This window comes from Enterobacter sp. IF2SW-B1, assembly GCF_001743375.1.
GTDB lineage: Bacteria > Pseudomonadota > Gammaproteobacteria > Enterobacterales > Enterobacteriaceae > Enterobacter > Enterobacter bugandensis.
Genome location: NZ_MJAA01000001.1, coordinates 360,941 through 379,652, shown reverse-complemented (window position 1 = coordinate 379,652; position 18,712 = coordinate 360,941). Strand labels below are relative to the sequence as shown.

General features: G+C 55.8%; 21 protein-coding genes. 9 read left to right on the top strand and 12 right to left on the bottom strand.

Annotated features, from left to right (window positions below; all coding sequences use genetic code 11):
• Positions 1 to 129 precede the first annotated feature (129 nt).
• A complete protein-coding gene (locus A6013_RS01825) occupies positions 130 to 384 on the top strand; it encodes a DUF333 domain-containing protein (protein ID WP_045261615.1) in 255 nt (84 codons plus the stop codon).
• An 80-nt stretch (positions 385 to 464) separates the two neighbouring features.
• The gene (locus A6013_RS01820) at positions 465 to 770 is read left to right on the top strand and encodes a hypothetical protein (RefSeq protein WP_028012761.1); all 306 of its coding nucleotides are present in this window, start codon (positions 465 to 467) and stop codon (positions 768 to 770) included.
• Here A6013_RS01820 and A6013_RS01815 read toward each other — a convergent pair whose 3' ends face one another.
• Positions 771 to 1,115 carry a DUF488 domain-containing protein gene (locus A6013_RS01815; protein ID WP_041910484.1) on the bottom strand — a complete coding sequence of 115 codons (345 nt, stop codon included), beginning with the start codon at positions 1,113 to 1,115 and terminating at the stop codon, positions 771 to 773. It abuts the gene before it with no gap.
• 101 nt (positions 1,116 to 1,216) lie between these two features.
• On the opposite strand from A6013_RS01815, the gene A6013_RS01810 reads away from it, so the two are divergent.
• Positions 1,217 to 1,924: a CTP synthase gene (locus tag A6013_RS01810; protein WP_028012763.1), complete on the top strand. Its 708-nt coding sequence runs from the start codon at positions 1,217 to 1,219 to the stop codon at positions 1,922 to 1,924.
• Between the two features lie 31 nt (positions 1,925 to 1,955).
• On the opposite strand, the gene A6013_RS01805 is transcribed toward A6013_RS01810, so the two are convergent.
• Positions 1,956 to 3,143, bottom strand: coding sequence for a CynX/NimT family MFS transporter (locus A6013_RS01805; RefSeq protein WP_028012764.1), 1,188 nt, complete (start codon positions 3,141 to 3,143; stop codon positions 1,956 to 1,958).
• A gap of 99 nt (positions 3,144 to 3,242) precedes the next feature.
• Here A6013_RS01805 and A6013_RS01800 point away from each other — a divergent pair, with 99 nt between their 5' ends.
• The gene (locus A6013_RS01800; protein WP_041910482.1) at positions 3,243 to 4,034 is read left to right on the top strand and encodes a helix-turn-helix transcriptional regulator; all 792 of its coding nucleotides are present in this window, start codon (positions 3,243 to 3,245) and stop codon (positions 4,032 to 4,034) included.
• On the opposite strand, the gene A6013_RS01795 is transcribed toward A6013_RS01800, so the two are convergent.
• Positions 4,018 to 4,464 carry a DUF441 domain-containing protein gene (locus A6013_RS01795; protein WP_008500737.1) on the bottom strand — a complete coding sequence of 149 codons (447 nt, stop codon included), beginning with the start codon at positions 4,462 to 4,464 and terminating at the stop codon, positions 4,018 to 4,020. The genes A6013_RS01800 and A6013_RS01795 overlap by 17 nt on opposite strands.
• A gap of 145 nt (positions 4,465 to 4,609) precedes the next feature.
• On the opposite strand from A6013_RS01795, the gene yoaI reads away from it, so the two are divergent.
• Positions 4,610 to 4,714, top strand: coding sequence for a small membrane protein YoaI (gene yoaI, locus A6013_RS26635; RefSeq protein WP_088205013.1), 105 nt, complete (start codon positions 4,610 to 4,612; stop codon positions 4,712 to 4,714).
• A 5-nt stretch (positions 4,715 to 4,719) separates the two neighbouring features.
• Here the strand turns inward: yoaI and A6013_RS01790 are convergent, their stop codons facing one another.
• The 3 genes from A6013_RS01790 to yeaG form a co-directional block, all read right to left on the bottom strand.
• On the bottom strand, positions 4,720 to 5,226 hold the full coding sequence (locus A6013_RS01790) for a YbaK/prolyl-tRNA synthetase associated domain-containing protein (protein ID WP_028012766.1): 507 nt from the start codon (positions 5,224 to 5,226) through the stop codon (positions 4,720 to 4,722).
• 99 nt (positions 5,227 to 5,325) lie between these two features.
• A complete protein-coding gene (locus A6013_RS01785) occupies positions 5,326 to 6,609 on the bottom strand; it encodes a YeaH/YhbH family protein (protein ID WP_028012767.1) in 1,284 nt (427 codons plus the stop codon).
• A gap of 74 nt (positions 6,610 to 6,683) precedes the next feature.
• Entirely contained in the window at positions 6,684 to 8,618 is a 1,935-nt protein-coding gene (yeaG, locus tag A6013_RS01780; RefSeq protein WP_014883443.1) for a protein kinase YeaG, read from the bottom strand.
• Between the two features lie 430 nt (positions 8,619 to 9,048).
• On the opposite strand from yeaG, the gene A6013_RS01775 reads away from it, so the two are divergent.
• The gene (locus tag A6013_RS01775; RefSeq protein ID WP_041910477.1) at positions 9,049 to 9,795 is read left to right on the top strand and encodes a MipA/OmpV family protein; all 747 of its coding nucleotides are present in this window, start codon (positions 9,049 to 9,051) and stop codon (positions 9,793 to 9,795) included.
• Between the two features lie 78 nt (positions 9,796 to 9,873).
• On the opposite strand, the gene A6013_RS01770 is transcribed toward A6013_RS01775, so the two are convergent.
• Both A6013_RS01770 and gapA read right to left on the bottom strand, forming a co-directional pair.
• Positions 9,874 to 10,758: a D-hexose-6-phosphate mutarotase gene (locus tag A6013_RS01770; RefSeq protein ID WP_069732428.1), complete on the bottom strand. Its 885-nt coding sequence runs from the start codon at positions 10,756 to 10,758 to the stop codon at positions 9,874 to 9,876.
• A 75-nt stretch (positions 10,759 to 10,833) separates the two neighbouring features.
• On the bottom strand, positions 10,834 to 11,829 hold the full coding sequence (gene gapA / locus A6013_RS01765; protein WP_006809136.1) for a glyceraldehyde-3-phosphate dehydrogenase: 996 nt from the start codon (positions 11,827 to 11,829) through the stop codon (positions 10,834 to 10,836).
• A 341-nt stretch (positions 11,830 to 12,170) separates the two neighbouring features.
• Between gapA and msrB the strand changes: the two genes are divergently transcribed.
• Complete coding sequence (gene msrB, locus A6013_RS01760; protein ID WP_028012770.1) at positions 12,171 to 12,584, top strand: peptide-methionine (R)-S-oxide reductase MsrB; 414 nt, start codon at positions 12,171 to 12,173, stop codon at positions 12,582 to 12,584.
• Positions 12,585 to 12,625: 41 nt separating this feature from the next.
• Entirely contained in the window at positions 12,626 to 12,904 is a 279-nt protein-coding gene (locus A6013_RS01755) for a YeaC family protein (protein ID WP_028012771.1), read from the top strand.
• A gap of 58 nt (positions 12,905 to 12,962) precedes the next feature.
• Here A6013_RS01755 and A6013_RS01750 read toward each other — a convergent pair whose 3' ends face one another.
• The 4 genes from A6013_RS01750 to sppA all read right to left on the bottom strand — a co-directional run bounded on the left by A6013_RS01750 (position 12,963) and on the right by sppA (position 17,979).
• Positions 12,963 to 14,219: a glycoside hydrolase family 18 protein gene (locus A6013_RS01750; protein WP_045630118.1), complete on the bottom strand. Its 1,257-nt coding sequence runs from the start codon at positions 14,217 to 14,219 to the stop codon at positions 12,963 to 12,965.
• Between the two features lie 172 nt (positions 14,220 to 14,391).
• Positions 14,392 to 15,033: a bifunctional nicotinamidase/pyrazinamidase gene (gene pncA / locus A6013_RS01745; RefSeq protein WP_069732427.1), complete on the bottom strand. Its 642-nt coding sequence runs from the start codon at positions 15,031 to 15,033 to the stop codon at positions 14,392 to 14,394.
• A gap of 9 nt (positions 15,034 to 15,042) precedes the next feature.
• On the bottom strand, positions 15,043 to 16,059 hold the full coding sequence (gene ansA, locus A6013_RS01740) for an asparaginase (RefSeq protein WP_028012774.1): 1,017 nt from the start codon (positions 16,057 to 16,059) through the stop codon (positions 15,043 to 15,045).
• A 63-nt stretch (positions 16,060 to 16,122) separates the two neighbouring features.
• The gene (gene sppA / locus A6013_RS01735) at positions 16,123 to 17,979 is read right to left on the bottom strand and encodes a signal peptide peptidase SppA (protein WP_069732426.1); all 1,857 of its coding nucleotides are present in this window, start codon (positions 17,977 to 17,979) and stop codon (positions 16,123 to 16,125) included.
• Positions 17,980 to 18,146: 167 nt separating this feature from the next.
• On the opposite strand from sppA, the gene A6013_RS01730 reads away from it, so the two are divergent.
• Complete coding sequence (locus A6013_RS01730; RefSeq protein ID WP_028012776.1) at positions 18,147 to 18,698, top strand: NAD(P)H nitroreductase; 552 nt, start codon at positions 18,147 to 18,149, stop codon at positions 18,696 to 18,698.
• Positions 18,699 to 18,712: the final 14 nt, after the last annotated feature.

The following is an 18,712-nucleotide window of genomic DNA, read 5'->3' as shown; positions in this document are numbered from 1 at the left end:
GTTCTCTGGTCAAAGTGAGAACATGCCAGACTGTAGCGTTGAAAAGTGCAGTTAGAATGGAGAAATCATGGAGAAAGCGGCGACAAGCCGTTACCCTTAGCCAATGATGATGTCAAAAGGATCAACAAGATGAGATTTCTGCTACTGGCGCTGGCGCTTCCCCTGGTTGCCTGCACCGCAAAAACAACCCCACCCGACGCCCCGAAACCGCCGCACGCCGTGGGCATGGCGAACCCGGCTTCCGTTTACTGTCTGGAAAAGGGCGGGGAACAGGTCCCGATTCAAAGTCCGCAGGGGGTCCGCACCGAGTGCAAGCTGCCCGGTGGCGAAGTGATCGACGAATGGACGCTCTATCGTCGCGATCATCCGCAACCTGCCAGGTGACAGAGGGACAGTAGCTGCGATACACTTCTCTTTAGGATTATTCTTAGCCAATTTCTGGCTACCGTTACCGCGAGAGAAGTATGTTTCAGCTTAAACCGGGCAGCGTGGCGATGATCGTCGGTGCCCGCACGGCGTCAGGCCGTCGCAATATTGGTAAATCTGTGGAGCTATTTGGTCTCTGCCAACCCGGCCAGCGTTTCGTTAACCCGGTCAACGGCGTGATGACGCAGTTACCCGCAAGCGCGGACCGCGCGCTCTGGCTGGTGACGGGAGACGTCTACGCCTTTGATAATCAGCACGGCTTTGCGTTTGTTCGCGCCGAACACCTGATGCCGCTCACCCCGGACGAAGCTCCGCAAATTCAGGATGAGCTGACGGTCGGCTGATCACAGATGGCGCAGCCAGTCGGCTAAGACCAGAGCGTGATTCTGCTTCGTGTCCTTCGCGCCGTAGAGCAGGGTTACGGTCTGCTTTTTCGCCAGCGCCGCCAGACGCTCTCCTTCGTCCTTATGCTGCGCCAGCTCTTCCTTGTAGGCTTTAGTGAAGGCCGCGAAATCAATCGCTTCGCTATGAAAGTCCTTGCGTAACGCGCTGGACGGTGTGAGCGTTTTACACCATTCGTCATACGCGAGGTCCGTTTTTTTCACCCCACGGGGCCAGAGCCTGTCCACCAGAACCCGATAGCCATCGCCCGGGCTCGCCTGTTCATAGACGCGTTTGCACTGAATCATGATTCCACCCTCCCAATTTAAGGTATTGTGATAATTGCAGAAGATCGGTAGTCTGAGGTTCCTTATGTTATCTGATAATACTCTGGCATAAGGAACCTTTCATGGAACACCTCCCGGTTAAAACGACGCTGCGCATTGCGCTGGTTGGCGATTACAATCCTGATGTTATTGCACACAAGGCGATCCCGCTGGCCATTGACGATGCCGCCGCGGTCCTTGACCTCACCGCCGATTACGACTGGCTTGCCACCACGGAATTAACCAGTTCTGAGGATCTGGTGGGCTACGATGCCATCTGGCTGGTTCCCGCAAGCCCCTATAAAAATACCGAGGCGGCCTTTATTGCCGCACGCTACGCGCGTGAAAACAGCATTCCGTTCCTGGGCACCTGCGGTGGGTTCCAGCATGCGTTAATCGAGTATGCCCGTAACGTGCTGGGCTGGAGCGACGCGGCACATGCTGAGACGGATACCGAAGGCACGATGGTGATTGCGCCGCTGACCTGCTCGCTGGTGGAAAAAACCGATGCCATTGAGCTGCGCAATAATACGCTGATCGCGAAGGCCTACGGAAAGCCGGAAATCGTAGAGGGTTATCACTGTAACTATGGCGTATCGGCGGCGTTTGCTCAGGAACTGGAGAGCGGTGATATGCGCGTGACGGGCTGGGACGAGCAGGGGGAAATTCGCGCTGCGGAGCTGGTGACCCATCCGTTCTTTGTGATCACCTTATTCCAGCACGAGCGTGCTGCGCTGGAAGGGCGTCCGGTGGTGCTGGTGCAGGCAATGCTGCGCGCCGCGCGCGGGTAAAAAAGGCAGACCCGATGGTCTGCCACCGTGTTTATCGGGGCGCGATTTCCCGGTCGCGCCCGGCAAGTACGCCGCAGATGGCCATGACGACAGCGGCCAGCGCGCAGGCGAGAAGCGGGATCCGCCAGTCTCCAGCCGAATCGTGAATTTTACCCATCAGCGGCGGACCGCAGGCGGCGAGCAGATAACCAATAGACTGTGCCATACCGGACAACGCTGCCGCCTGGTGTGCGGAGCTGGCGCGCAGGCCGATGAACGTCAGGCCGAGGATCATCGTTGCCCCGGTACCAAAGCCAAACACCAGCGTCCACATCACCGCCATCTCAGGCATAAACCACAAACCCGCCGCGCTAACCGCGCACATCAGCCCAACCGCTCCGGCGATGGTTCGCTGATCCTTCAGGCGCTGGAGGACGAGCGGAACGGCAAGCCCCGGCACGGCCGTGGCAAGCTGTAAAAGACCGTGCACCGAGCCGGCCTGCGCTTCGCTAAAGCCATGGCTGAGTAATATGGCCGGCAGCCAGCCGATGATGACGTAATAAATCAGCGAGTTAATCCCCAGAAAGAGCGTCACCTGCCAGGCGAGTGCCGAGCGCCAGATCGCTCGGTTATGCAGCGCGCCTGCGCCCGTTACCGTTGCGACGTGTTTTTGACGCCACTGCGGCAGCCAGAGCAACAGCGCGATCAGCGGAAACGCCATCAGCATCAGCAGCGCGCCATGCCAGCCCGCATCACCCTGCGCCAGGGGAACAATCAGCGCCGAGCCTAACGCGGCAGAGACACCCATCGTCAGGGAATAGGCGCCGGTGAGTTTTGCCACCTGACCCGGGAAGTCACGCTTAATTAAGCCGGGCAGCAGCACATTCCCCAGCGCGATCCCGCAACCAATCACCGCCGTTCCGATGAAAAGCAGGGTAGCGGAGGGCAGGGAGCGAACCGCAATCCCGATGCAAATCAGCATCAGGGCGATAAACAGGCTGCGCTCCATGCCGATACGCCGGGCAACGCCCGCCGCGAGCGGGGAGACAAGAGCAAAGGCCAGCAGGGGCAGGGTGGTCAGCAGACCGGTTTGCGCCGTGCTTAAGCCATAATCAAGGCGAATGGTATCGAGCAGCGGCGCTGCGCCGGTAAAGGTGACGCGAAGCGTGGTGGCAATCATCAGGATGCCTGCAATCAACAGCGCGCCCTGTTTTCCTGAGGTGCGAAGAGCAGTAGTCATTGTGTTCTCATACGTTCAAGCGAGCGCACACAATACCGATTTTCTCAGCGGTTGAAATCAGGCTAAAATGACAGTTTATCGCTAATATCGGACAACCTGATGATTGGTCTGGGACTGGACGGCTACGATCCTGATAGCCAGCACGATGCGGCCGTCGCGTTTCGCATCCGCGTGGTGACGGAAGAACAATATATTCCGCAGCATCAACACCGTAAGGGGCAGCTGATTCTGGCCCTTGGCGGCGCGATCACCTGCGAAGTGGAAAATGCGATGCTGATGGTACCGCCCCAGTATGCCGTCTGGATCCCAGGCCAAATGCCGCACAGCAACAGGGCCACGCCGGGGGCGCAGCTCTGCTTTTTGTTTATTGAGCCTGGTGCCGCCAGCCTGCCCGACCGCTGCTGCACCCTGAAAATCTCTCCTCTGGTGCGGGAACTTATTTTATCCCTGGCGGAGAAATCACGTGAACAGCTGCATCTTGCGGCCACATCGCGTCTGGTGGACGTCCTGTTTGACGAGCTGCCGCTCCAGCGCCAGGAGCATCTGCAGCTGCCCGTCTCTCCCCATCCTAAAATCCGGCTGATGAGCGAGAAGATGGCGGAAGAGCCCGCCGCCTGGCAGACGCTGGCACAGTGGGCGAGCCATTTCGCGATGAGTGAACGCAACCTGGCGCGGCTGGTGGTCAAAGAGACCGGTTTAAGCTTTCGCCGCTGGCGTCACCAGCTTCAGCTGATTGTGGCGTTACAGCATTTGATTAGCGGGAAATCGGTGCAGCAGGTGGCACAGTCTCTGGGCTATGACTCTACCACCGCGTTTATCACCATGTTCAAAAAGGGGCTGGGCCAGACGCCGGCGCGTTACATGGCCAGCCTGACTATGACTTCCCGATAAACAGGGACACCAGCCCTGCCGCAATCAGCGGGCCTACCGGCACGCCGCGGAAAAGCGCCACGCCGAGTACCGTGCCCACCAGCAGGCCCGCCACCAGCGAGGGCTGGCTGCTCATCAGCGTAACGCCGCGTCCGCCCAGCCACGAAACAAAAATCCCCACCGCGATCGCCACCAGAGATTTCCAGTTCACAAACGAGTGCAGCAGCGTTGAGGCGGGAAGGGTGCCGCTGGCGATGGGAGCCATCACCCCGATGGTTAAAATGATGATCCCGATGGTGAGGCCTTGTTTTTCTATCCACGGGAAAAAGGTATTTAACGGGGTCACGCGCACAATAATCAGCACCAGAATCGAGATGGCGACGGTGGTGTTATGACTGATAAAGCCGAGCGCGGCGAGCGCCAGAAGAATGAGCAGAGTCGGGTCAAACATGGGGGGATCCTTGCCAGAATAATTATCCTGCTTACTGTACGCGCAAACGCGGCGGAGGACAGCGTTTAAAAGATTTTATCGCTGTCATTACCCTGTCATTTACGCGGATTAAAACGAAGGCAGGTATCGCAAAGGGATCGCCATCATGAACGATCACATGTTTGTTGAAACGCTCATTATCTCCTCATCGTTTTTCGCTATTGCCGTGATTCTCGTCGCCTCCGTGCTGTTTCTGGAAAGAAGAGGCTAGCGCCGTCACGACGACGCTTTATGGAAGTTTACAAGCTCAGGACGGGCGATGCGCAGGTAATCCTGGGTGTCCATGATCACGGATTTCTCCAGTAAACCGGCGTTAAAGGCAATTTCGTCGAAACGCTCGAACAGCAGCGGGTCGGCCACCAGCGCCAAATCAGGATGGAAGCTAAAGGGCGGGATCGCGCCAAAAACGCAGGCGGTAAGGGTATCGACCTCGGCCGGGCTGGCGAGGGAGGCTTTAAGCCCGCCAAAATGGCTGGCAAGCTGGCTCAGATCGGCCTGCAGGTCGGCGGCCAGAATCGCCAGTACGTGTTTTTTAACGCCGTTGCCCTTCACCTTGCAGACCAGGGCTTTTGCCCCCTGGCGCAGATCGGTCCCGCGAATTTCACTCACCGCTTCGCATTTCCCCACCGCCTCGTGCTCCATGACGCGAAAACGCGCGCCCTGCTCGGTGAGTAAGGTAATCAGCTGATGGTGGGTACTTGTCCCCATAACGTCGTCAGTCATCACAATTTTCCCGGTGATAATCCAGTATGCAGCTTGCTACATTAGCACGGGATAAACGGGGTCGAAAGAAAACAGCCAGCGGATTCGCTGGCTGTTGGGTTATGCGTTGCTGGTAGCAGATTGCTTGTGGAACAGCTCCCTGAACACAGGATAAATATCATCCTGATCGCGGATATGCTGCATGGCAAAGTTATCGAACATGGACTGCAGATGTTCATATTCCCGCCACAGGGTCTGGTGGGCGCGACGGGTGATTTCGATATAGCTATAGTAACGCACCACCGGCAGAATTTTCTTCGCCAGGATCTCGTGACACAGCGGTGAGTCGTCGGCCCAGTTGTCGCCATCCGACGCCTGCGCGGCATAAATGTTCCACTGCGCCGGGTCGTAACGCTCTTTCACTACTTCATCCATCAGCTTCAGGGCGCTTGATACGATGGTCCCCCCGGTCTCCTGGGAGTAGAAGAACTCATGTTCATCCACCTCTTTGGCCTGGGTGTGATGGCGGATATAGACCACTTCCACGTTCTTATAGGTTCTGCTCAGGAACAGGTAGAGCAGGATATAGAAACGCTTCGCCATATCCTTGGTGGCCTGGTCCATCGAGCCGGAGACGTCCATCAGACAGAACATGACCGCCTGGCTGGAGGGTTCAGGACGTTTTTCGTAGTTCTTGTAGCGCAGGTCGAAGGTATCGATAAACGGCACGCGGTCGATCTTCGCTCTTAGCTCGGCAATCTCTTTACGCAGGCGCTCCTCTTCCAGCAGCTGCGCCGGCTCCGTGTTTTCCACGACCTTCAGGCTGCTCTCCAGCTCGCGCAGTTCGCGACGTTTGCCTGCCGTCATGGCCGTGCGGCGCGCCAGAGAATTCTGCAACGAACGCACAACGCTGATATTGGCGGGCACGCCGTTAGCGGTATAGCCCGCGCGATGGGTTTTATACTCGTTAAGCTGACGATGCTGATTCTTTTTCAGATTCGGCAGCGCAAGGTCCTCAAACAGCAGGTCGAGATATTCATCTTTCGAAATCTGGAAAACGAACTCATCCTGGCCTTCACCGTCCTGGCTGGCCTGCCCCTGACCGCTTCCTGAACCACCGCCGCCGCCCTGAGGGCGCTCAATTCTGTCGTTCTGAACGAAGTGGTCGTTACCTGGATGAACGCGATGGCGCAGGCCGCCGCGCCCCTGATGAAACATCGGTTCGCTGATGTCATCGGTAGGGATGGAGACAGACTCGCCGCTGTCGACGTCGGTCACCGAGCGTTTATTGATGGCCTCGGAGATCGACTGTTTAATTTGCGCTTTATAACGGCGCAAGAAGCGCTGGCGGTTCACCGTGCTCTTGTTTTTGCCGTTAAGACGCCGGTCAATAAACCAGGTCATATACCCCCCGTACTGCATTTGCCAACTTGCGTTTTTGTTGGCCCGGCAGGCGCAGGCGCTACCGGGCACTTGTTTTAGGACGATTTACGCACGCGCAGATACCATTCGCAGAGCAGGCGAACCTGTTTGCGGGTGTAGCCTTTTTCCATCATACGGTCGACAAAATCGTCGTGTTTCTTCTGCTCGTCGGTTGAGGTTTTGGTGTTAAACGAGATCACCGGCAGCAGCTCTTCGGTATTGGAGAACATTTTCTTCTCAATAACCGTGCGCAGCTTCTCGTAGCTGGTCCAGTTCGGATTGCGCCCGTTATTATGCGCTCTGGCGCGCAGGACGAAGTTCACAATCTCATTACGGAAGTCTTTCGGGTTGCTGATCCCGGCAGGCTTCTCGATTTTTTCCAGCTCCGCGTTCAGGGATTCACGATCAAACAGCTGGCCGGTATCCGGGTCGCGGTACTCCTGATCCTGGATCCAGAAGTCAGCATAGGTGACATAGCGGTCGAAAATGTTCTGCCCGTATTCTGAATAGGATTCCAGGTAGGCCGTCTGGATCTCTTTGCCAATGAACTCGGCGTATTTCGGGATCAGGTAGCCTTTCAGGAACTCAAGGTAGCGTTCAGCCTGCTCCTGCGGGAACTGCTCGCGCTCGATTTGCTGCTCCAGGACGTAGAACAGATGAACCGGGTTGGCCGCCACTTCCGCGTGGTCGAAGTTAAAGACCCGGGAGAGGATCTTAAACGCGAAACGCGTGGAGAGGCCGTTCATCCCTTCATCAACCCCGGCGTAATCGCGGTATTCCTGGTACGATTTCGCTTTCGGATCGGTATCTTTCAGGCTTTCACCGTCGTAGACGCGCATTTTCGAATAGATGCTGGAGTTTTCCGGCTCTTTCAGACGCGACAGGATGGAGAAGCGCGAGAGCGTTTCCAGCGTGCCCGGAGCGCATGGCGCATGCACCAGCTCGCTGTGGTTAAGCAGTTTTTCGTAAATTTTGATCTCTTCGGAGATCCGCAGGCAATAAGGCACCTTGACGATGTACACGCGGTCAAGGAAGGCCTCATTGTTTTTGTTATTACGGAAGGTCACCCATTCCGATTCGTTCGAGTGGGCGAGAATAATCCCGTTAAACGGCAGGGCGGAGATACCTTCCGTACCGTTGTAGTTCCCTTCCTGGGTCGCCGTCAGCAGAGGATGCAGCACTTTGATCGGTGCTTTAAACATCTCGACGAATTCCATAATCCCCTGGTTGGCGCGGCACAGCGCACCGGAATAGCCATAGGCATCCGGGTCGTTTTGTGCGAAGTTTTCCAGCTTACGGATATCGACTTTACCCACCAGCGCCGAGATATCCTGGTTGTTCTCATCACCCGGTTCCGTTTTGGCGATAGCGATCTGCTCCAGTATGGATGGCCACACTTTCACGACGCGGAATTTGGTGATATCACCGCCAAATTCGTGCAGGCGTTTTGCCGCCCACGGCGACATAATGGTGCCGAGGTAGCGACGCGGGATGCCAAACTCTTTATCCAGAATTTGCGCATCTTCCTGCGGGTTAAACAGGCACAGCGGATGGTCGTTCACCGGGCTGCGTTCGCCGTTGGCGCTCAGCACATAAATCGGTACGCGCTGCATCAGCGACTTCAGGCGTTCAGCCAGCGAGGATTTACCGCCGCCGACGGGGCCGAGTAAATAGAGGATCTGTTTCTTCTCTTCCAGACCCTGGGCGGCATGCTTCAGATAGGAGACAATCTGTTCAATGGCATCTTCCATACCATAGAACTCTTCGAACGCCGGATATCGGGCGACCACCCGATTCGAAAATAGACGGGAAAGCCGTGGCTCCAGGGCAGTATCAACCATGTTTGGCTCACCGATAGCCATCAATAGCCGTTCTGCCGCATTGGCATAGGCACTGCGATCTTGCCGACAAATGGTAAGAAACTCCTGCAGTGTGAACTCTTCGTCCTTGGCAGCTTCGTAGCGCTGGCGATAGTGATCGAATATATTCATGGCATGCCGTCCTTTCGTTTTTTAGCACAGGATAAGAGCCGTTCGTATGAGTAGTGGAGGCTCCCGGAAGAGAATCTCTCGCACCCCACTGCCAGAGCAGCAACCTGTGTGCCAGGTCAGACGCTAAGAACCGCAGGTGTTCAGGAAAACTCTTCTTAAATTTAAGCGTAGATGGCATTTGCCAAACTTGCATGCTGAGAAAAACTAATTTCAATGACATATCAATAACTCATCCAAAAATTTCCACCCTGGTTATAAGGCTTAAGCACGTTTTTCATTCAGCGGTCATATAAATGAAAGCGGGTTGTCATCTGAAAAGTTAAAAATAATGGGTTAATCAGACTGATTAGCAGGCAAAAAATTTTGGGATGTACGGGAATGGCGGTTACACTTCACCCGCTGATTATTTGACTACAGGAAAGAATGGATTGTGACCAAACTCAAACTTCTGGCATTGGGCATCCTTGCCGCGACCGCAGTTAGCACCGCTCAGGCGGAAAGTCAGTGGACGGTGGGTGCGGGCGTTGGCGTCATTAACAGCCCATACAAACAGTATGACCGCGATGTTTATCCTGTACCCGTTATCACCTATGAAGGCGATAACTTCTGGTTCCGCGGTCTCGGCGGCGGCTACTATCTGTGGAACGATACGGCCGATAAGCTTTCTATCATGGCCTACTACGATCCAACGCACTTCAAGCCAGGCGACAGCGACAGCCACGCGCTTCGCCAGCTCGACAAGCGCAAAAGCTCCATGATGGCCGGGCTTTCATACGTGCATAACACCCAGTATGGCTTCCTCCGTACGGCCCTGGCGGGTGATACGCTGGATAATAGCAACGGCTTTATCTGGGATCTGGCGTGGTTGTATCGCTATACCAACGGTGGGCTCACCCTGACGCCGGGTATCGGCGTGCAGTACAACAGTGAAAACTACAACGACTATTACTACGGCGTTTCTAAAAACGAGTCCCGCCGCAGTGGGCTGAAAAGCTACAGCGCCGATGATGGCTGGGATCCTTACCTGGAGCTGACCGCGAGCTATAACTTCCTTGGCGACTGGAACGTCTACGGTACCGGCCGTTACGAGCGTCTGAGCGACGAAGTGAAGGATAGCCCGATGGTTGATAAGTCCTGGGCTGGCATCTTCTCGGTGGGTGTGACCTACAAGTTCTGATTGTGCATTATCGCGGTGCAATCATTGCATCAAAACGGGGCGCTTGCGCCCCGTTTGCTTTGGTGTGGTGCAGCGACCTTATCGCTTAACGATGCGAATTGTCTGCCCTAAACGAGACGGCTTTTCCTCGCTCGCTTTCTGCGGGGTGGTTACGCAGGCCGTTTCCACGCAGACGAACGTTTTGTAACCGTCATCAGGGATGTCGGCCATGCTGATGGAGAGTGCAGGCCCCGGGTTCCAGCCCACCACGTTGCTGTGATGGTGATGAACCACCTCAATGCCGCGGTTAAGAGCACCGTCGTGGATCACGCTGCACGCTTCCGGATGCAGATAGACGCGGTCAGTACGGTCAGGGAACGCCTGAACGCCGTCGCTCAGCTTACCTTCCTTCGCGTTATCAACTTTGTCGATAAAGGTATCGCCCAGGCCGCTCACCTTCACTGCATTGATGTCACCCACGTTGAAGTAGGTATGCAGGGCAGAGGTGGTCTCGAACTCGCCGTGGGCTTCCAGCTCAATCTCGCAGCTCTGACCCAGTTTGAAGCGGGCATACAGGGTGAAATCATGCGGCCACAGGGCGCGGGTTTCATCATTAGCCTGCAGCTCAAAGGTCAGCACTGCGCCGTTGTCATCTTCGTTATGCGCTTTCAGCGTCCACTGCTCGTTACGGGCGAAACCGTGAGAAGGCAAACCCGGCTGTGCGGACGGGCCAAACCACGGCCAGCAGATCGGTACGCCGCCGCGAATCGCATCCCCTTTTTTGAACGAGGTGGCGTCACTCAGCCACAGCGCTTCCGCTTCGCCTTCCGGTTTCCAGGAGAGCAGGTGTGCGCCGTTCAGCGCCACGGAGGCTTTAACGCGCGGGTGGTCAACGACGATAACGTCGGCACCGTCAATCTGACGGCGGGAGAGCACAGGGGTAAGTTGTTCGACTACCGGAAGTGCAAAAATTTTATTTATCATTAAGCAATCCTCTGTCTAAAAAACAATAAAAAAGGCGACCGAAGTCGCCTTTTTGGATCAATCACTCATCTCAACTTATTTGGAGATGTGAGCGATCAGGTCCAGTACTTTGTTAGAGTAGCCGGTTTCGTTGTCGTACCAGGAAACCAGTTTCACGAAGTTGTCGTTCAGTGCGATACCTGCTTTAGCATCGAACACGGAAGTGCACACTTCGCCGTTGAAATCGGTAGATACAACGTCGTCTTCGGTGTAACCCAGAACGCCTTTCATTGGGCCTTCGGAAGCAGCTTTGATTGCTTTCTTAATTTCTTCATAAGAAGCAGCTTTTTCCAGACGAACGGTCAGGTCAACAACGGATACGTTAGGAGTTGGAACGCGGAACGCCATACCAGTCAGTTTGCCATTCAGTTCTGGCAGTACTTTACCTACAGCTTTAGCAGCACCGGTAGAGGATGGGATGATGTTCTGAGCCGCGCCACGGCCGCCGCGCCAGTCTTTGTGAGAAGGGCCGTCAACGGTTTTCTGAGTAGCGGTGGTCGCGTGAACGGTAGTCATCAGACCTTCGATGATGCCGAAGTTGTCGTTGATCACTTTAGCCAGCGGTGCCAGGCAGTTGGTGGTGCAGGATGCGTTAGAAACGATGTCCTGGCCAGCGTAAGTTTCGAAGTTTGCACCGCGAACGAACATTGGGGTGTTGTCTTTGGAAGGACCAGTCAGAACAACTTTCTTCGCACCCGCAGTGATGTGTTTACGTGCAGTTTCGTCGGTCAGGAAGATACCGGTTGCTTCAGCAACAACGTCAACACCGATTTCGTTCCATTTCAGGTTAGCTGGGTCTTTCTCAGCAGTAACGCGGATGGTTTTGCCGTTAACAACCAGGTGGCCGTCTTTCACTTCAACGGTGCCGTCGAAACGACCGTGAGTTGAGTCGTACTTCAGCATGTACGCCATGTATTCAGCGTCCAGGAGATCGTTGATACCAACGATTTCGATGTCAGAACGTTTCTGAGCAGCACGGAAAACAATACGGCCGATACGGCCAAAACCGTTGATACCTACTTTGATAGTCATATATTCCACCAGCTATTTGTTAGTGAATAAAAGGTTGCCTGTAAAATTACAAAAACCTTACGCAGCGTCAAGCGGAATCGTGTCAATCATTGCGACAAATCAATCCTGTGACTAACGTTTGTGCGACTGACTCGCCTCACTTTCCCTTTGAGCTTGCAACCACATGGGGGCTGCGCCCGGAATTTTAAAGTCCTCGCAGGATAAAAATGTGAACGTGATCACAATTGCCTGACCGCCTTTTCGCGACACATAAGTTTAGAACAAAAGTGCACGCAAGGGTGTTAATGTTTTGTTAGAATCCGGGTTAAAAGATGTCTGTTTCTACAGCGAGATGTAAGCATATGTCGAACCAACATAACCCTGACGATTTGAAAAAAAACCTCACCGAAATGCAGTTTTACGTGACCCAGAATCACGGCACGGAGCCGCCATTTACCGGGCGATTACTGCACAACAAGCGAGACGGTGTCTATCACTGTCTGGTCTGCGATGCCCCGCTGTTCAATTCACAAACGAAATACGACTCCGGCTGCGGCTGGCCGAGCTTTTACGAGCCGGTGAGCGATGACGCAATCCGCTATCTGACCGACTCGTCGCACGGTATGGTGCGCACGGAAATTCGCTGCGGTAACTGCGACGCGCACCTGGGGCATGTCTTCCCGGATGGTCCTCAGCCAACGGGTGAGCGTTTCTGCGTGAATTCAGCCTCAATGAGCTTCACCGATGATGAAAACGGCGACCAGATTAAGGGTTGAAAAAACGATTCAGCAAATTATTCCTTTGAAAGGGAGATATCGTGAATATTGAGGACATGATTAACGGGATGACCCCGGAAGTTTATCAGCGTCTGGTGACCGCCGTTGAGCTGGGAAAATGGCCGGACGGTGTGGCGCTCACGCCTGAGCAAAAAGAGAACAGTTTGCAGCTGGTGATGCTGTGGCAGGCGCGCAATAACACTGATGCGCAACACATGACTATCGACACTAACGGTCAGATGGTGATGAAGAGCAAGCGCGAGCTGAAGGAAGATTTTGGCATCACGCCGAAGCCGATTGCGACGATCAAAATGCAATAACTGTGCGGGTTGATGCCCTCACCAGGCCCTCTCTCTGTGGGAGAGGGCCTGTGTCTTACTACTTATGCGGGATCCCTAGCGACTCCGCCAGCTGTTTCGCTAACTGATTATTGTCGTCCGCTCCGTACTCCCAGAACATCGCCCCGGCGAGACCTTTCTCTTTGATGTAGTCCGCCTTGATCGCGACAGAACGCGGATTCTCATACGAAATCGCAAACAGCGCGTTGCCATCGGCACCCTTTACCGAGAGCCACGGTACCTTCGCCTGGTCGTCCCAGTGTTCGGTAAAACGCTTCTGCGGATCGTTCAGCAGCTTCTTCACGATATCGTTGTACTTCACGTAGGTATCTTTAGTCAGGTCATAGCCGAGCGACTTAAACAGGGCGATCTCCTGCGGTCCAAAGTAGGGCTGGGTGACCGGATTTTTTTGCGCGTCCGGCTTGCTCCAGTCAATGCCCGGTTCAACCGCACGTTTCGGTACGCGGCCGTAAAAACCGATCCCGAGGTTCATCTGCTTCGGCTTAAGTCCGGCGGCCAGATAGTTGTTCACCACAAAATCGACGCTGTATTTGTCGGCGGCAGCCACCGTTGGCCAGGCGCTGGAGTCATACAGGTTCGCGTTGAAGTACTGTGTCCCGTACGCCATGTCGTAGGTCATCAGGTTGATGTAGTCGAGGAGCGGGGCGATGGCTTTGACATCCACCCAGCTTTTCGGACTTTCCGCATTCGCGCCCACCGCAATGGTCACCAGCTTTTTCTGCCCGAACGCGTCGCGCATCTCTTTCAGCAGGGCGGTGAAGTTATCCCTGTCGGCGGGCTGGCTTGCAACCAGCCCCCACGCGCCGTTGACTGGATATTCCCAGTCGAGATCGATCCCGTCCAGACCGTATTTCTCAACAATTTCCTTCGCGGAGCGGATAAACACCGCGCGACTCTCCTGGGTTGCCGCTGCGCCAGAGAAACCGCGCGCCCCCCAGCCGCCAACGGAGAGCAGGACTTTCAGGTTCGGGTTTTGCTTACGCAGAGTGGGGATTAAGGCCAGATCGGACGCCACTTTTGGCGACAGCCAGATTTGATGCAGCTTCGCCGGATCTTTCAGCGCGGGGTTGGTCTCGTCTTTCTCGTTGTTATAAACAAGCCCAAACGAGTAGTTCAGATGGGTGATCTGACGAACGTCCAGTTTATTGATATCGCCACCCGGTCCGGCGGTGACGTCGCCACCCCCGTTAAAGTAGCCCACGGACATCAGAGGTGCGGCGGAAGCAAGCGACGCGCAAAGCAAGGGTAATGCTGCCAGCAGGGGCAAACGTTTCATACAAGTTCCTCTTTGACTTAATAAAAATAACCACGCCACAGAAAAGGCGTGGCGAAAAAACAGCCTGAAGAGAATAGCATTGCCGCTTCGCTGAGGATGCGAGGGAGTTCACTTTATGGGGATTGGGGAGGGGTTTTGCCGGGTAAGCGTCAGCGCCACCCGGCTTAAAAGGCTACGCCTGCGTTTCCTGCCAGTCTGCCAGCGTATACAGCGTTGCACCTTCGGCGGCCATATCCATAAACGCCTGGGCGCTGTCCTGTGGTTGGATGTTCACCCCACGACAGCCGTCGGTGATGACGCTAACGGTATAACCCAGCTGGAGCGCGTCCAGCACGGTAAACTTCACGCAGTAATCCGTCGCCAGACCCAGCACGATCAGCTCCGTGATTTCATGGTGACGTAACCACGCGTCCAGCGCCGTCTTCTGGCGATGCCCGTTATCGAAAAACGCGCTGTAGCTGTCGATAACCGGGTTTTCACCTTTATGGAACACCGCGTCGATGGCCTTCTGATTCAGGAGCGGGTGCAGCTCCGCTCCTTCGGTCTGCTGTACGCAGTGATCCGGCCAGAAGGTTTGCGCCAGACCGTCGAGTTCACCCTGGGTGAAAGGCTCAACGTTGTGCTGGCTGGCAAAGCTGCCGTGGTTCGCCGGGTGCCAGTCCTGGCTGGCGACAACCGCTTCACCGCGGGCTTTGCACCAGTCAATCAGGGTATTTGACACGTCAACGGTGCTGTCACCTTCGGCGACGGCCAGCGCGCCGCCCGCGCAGAAATCATTTTGCAAATCGACCAGTAGCAGGGCGCGTTGCTTCATGAGAGCTCCTTATTCGTCCGGGGTCAGCTCGCCGCGAAGGTTTTGCATCATTGCGCGGCGAATGGACTGAATGTCCAGATCCTGACTCAGTAAATAGTGAAGTTTAGTCAGTGTCGCCTCAACGGTCATATCGAAGCCGCTGATCACCCCCGCGTGCGCCAGCGCGTTGCCAGTGGCATAACCGCCCATATTGACCTTGCCAGACATGCACTGGGTCAGGTTTACCACCACAATTCCGCGCTCGCTGGCTTCCTGAAGCTCCTTCAGAAATTCGCCGTTCTGCGGAGCGTTGCCGACGCCATAGGAACGGAGGATCAGCGCTTTCACCGGCTGGCGAAGGAAGTTGCGCACCACGTCCGCGGAAATGCCCGGATAAATGGTGACCACGCCAATCGGCTGCGGGGTAATCGGATGCACAATCAGCTCGCCGGCGGTGTTCGGTGCCGGAGGCGTTCCCAGACGACGGATATGAATACCCGCTTCCAGCAGCGGCTGCAGGTTAGGGGAGGCAAAGGCATCAAAACCGTCGGCATGGGCTTTGGTGGTGCGGTTGCCGCGATACAGGCGATTGTTAAAGAACAGCGACACTTCGTTGATCGGGTAATTCGCCGCCACGTACAGGGAGTTCAGCAGGTTGATCTGCCCGTCCGAGCGCAGCTCCGCCAGCGGTATTTGCGACCCGGTGACGATCACCGGCTTGCTCAGGTTCTCCAGCATGAAGGAGAGCGCCGAAGCGGTGAACGCCATGGTGTCGGTGCCGTGAAGGATCACGAAGCCGTCGTACTGGTCGTAATGGGCTTTAATGTCATCCGCGATGTGCTGCCAGTCTTCCGGCGTCATGTCGGAGGAGTCCATCAGCGGCTCGTATTCGTGGATGGTGAAGTCAGGCATTTCCGGACGGTGGAATTCAGGCATCAGCGCAAGCTGACGCTGCAGATGGCCGGAGACGGGGATATAGCCATTTTCAGAGCGCTGCATACCGATGGTACCGCCAGTGTAGGCTACATAAATCGATTTCTTCTGCATGGTAGTGAGTTCTTGTTCTTCAAAAGAAAAAAATCCCCTCTTCACGGGAAGAGGGGACGGTTTTTAACGGACGTTCGCGCAGGTCAGGCAAAACGCGTAACGACTTTGTGGATCGTTAAAGGCCGCGAGCCTATCGCTTTCCGTCTTCATCGCTTTCGCAGCCGTGGTCACCGGGGCCGGCAGGTACGCCTGCAGCGCCTCCGGCAGCATGGCGCGTACGGAGACGGACATGCTGTCCATCACCATATCGAAGAACGACGGTTCGTCCTGATAATACTCAACGTGCCACTGCTTGAGCTTCGCCAGTTCGGCGGCTTTCTTCACCGCGTCGTCGAAGTCGCCCAGGCTGTCGACCAGACCGTTACTCTTCGCATCCTGTCCGGTCCAGACGTGGCCCTGAGCAATCTGGTCGATCTGTTCCGGCGTCTTCTTACGCGAGTCGGCAACCAGCGTGATAAAGCGTTTATAGCCGTTCTCAATGCTCAGCTGCATCATCTCTGAAACTTCCGGCGGCAGAGATTTGGTCATCGACACATCCGCCAGCGGCGACGTGGAAACACCATCGGTATGCACGCCCAGATAATCCAGGCTGTTTTCTACGGTGTTAATCACCCCGAAGATGCCAATCGAGCCGGTCAGCGTGCTTGGGTTCGCCACAATATAGTTGGCAGGCGTGGAGATCCAGTACCCACCAGACGCGGCCATGCCGCCCATGGATACGACGACCGGCTTGCCAGCGGCACGCGCTGCGGCCAGCTCGGCGCGGATCACTTCGGAAGCGCTAACGCTGCCGCCAGGGCTGTTCACCCGCAGGACAATCGCTTTCACTTTGGGGTCAAGGCGTGCATCGCGAATTTGCGACGCGGTAGTATCACCCCCAACGTTCCCCGGGGTTTCCTGACCGTCCATGATAGCGCCGTTAGCAAACACCACGGCTACGCTGTCGCCGCTGTCGTCCGGCTTTTTCGCAGCATAGTCATACATGCTGATGGCGCTGTAGTTTTTGTCCTCTTTGCTCCAGCCAAACTGTTTGGTCAGGGCTTTTTCGATATCTGCACTGGTGCCCAGCGCGTCAACCAGCTTGTTGTCGAGCGCATATTTCGCGGTATCACCATCGACCTTGCGCAGTCCATCCAGCACGCCGCGAGCGCCAGGGAACACCTGCTCAGCGGTAATTTGACGGTTAGCGGCAACGGTACCCAGATAGTTCTGCCACAGCTCGCCAATCCAGCGGCTGTCCGCTTCACGGGCGGCAGGGGACATATCGTCGCGGATAAACGGCTCCACGGCAGATTTATAGGTGCCGACGCGGAAGACGTGGGTGGTGACCTTCAGCTTGTCGAGCAGCGATTTGTAGTACAGGCCGTTGGTGGCAAAACCGTGCAGATCGACCGTTCCCTGTGGCGAAAGCCAGATCTTATTAGCGAAGCTTGCCAGATAATATTGCCCCTGGCTGTAGCTGTCGCCCACGGCAATCACCGGCTTGCCGCTGTCGCGGAACTCGCGCAGCGCTTTACCGATGTACTGCATAGAAGGCTGGTCGCCGCCGGCAAAATCTTTCAGATCCAGCACGATCCCGGTGATGTTTCGGTCGTCTTTGGCCTGACGGATAGTATCGACGATATCGAACAGGGAGTTCTCCTGCAGGCGGTCTGACGTCGCGCCAAACAGCTGGCGGCCGATCACCCCCAGACGATTGCTGGTGGACGGTTTATCAACGATCACGCCGGTGATATCGAGTAACAGGGCCCCACGAGTCGAATGCTGCGCCTGATTCGCGTTGCTGATATGCATCCAGATGCCCGCGCAAACCAGAACCAGCAGGATGAAGAAGATGTTCATCACCAGGTTGCGGACGAAGTTGAGCAGTCGCCACGTCCATTTAAAGAAACCGGCAAAGATTCGCCAAAGGGTTCGCATGTATTCTCCCTAACCAGAAAATGACTGTTTCCGTCGCCACTGGACGGTAATGTTGGGTTATCGTAATGACCCAACCGCCACTTGTCAGCAGGAATCGCCTGCCAGGCTGTAACAAAATCTGCCGTCGTGTTAATTTTGTGAGTAAATTTCAAGAAAGGAGTTAACCAATGGATGCACTCGAACTGCTTGTTAACCGTCGTAGCGCGTCACGTCTGGCCGAACCCGCCCCTGCGGGCGAGCAGCTGGAAAACATTCTGCGTGCCGGTATGCGTGCGCCGGATCATGGCACGCTGCAGCCGTGGCACTTCTTTGTGATTGAAGGCGAAGGCCGCGATCGCTTCAGTCAGCTGCTGGAGCAGGGGGCAGTTGCCGCCGGGCAGGATGAGAAAGGTATCGATAAGGCGCGTAACGCGCCATTCCGCGCCCCGATGATTATCGCTGTCGTGGCGAAATGCCAGGCCGACCATAAGGTGCCGGTCTGGGAGCAGGAAATGTCTGCCGGCTGTGCGGTGATGGCGATGCAGATGGCCGCCGTTGCGCAGGGTTATAACGGTATCTGGCGCACCGGGCCGCTGACCGAGAGCGCCGCAGTGCGGGCAGGATTCTCCTGCGGTGAGCACGACAAAATTGTCGGTTTCCTTTACCTCGGCACCCCGCAGCTTAAAGCCTCCAGCACCATTAGCGTGCCGGACACCACGCCTTTCGTCAGCCGTTTTTAATTAGACGCGCTAAA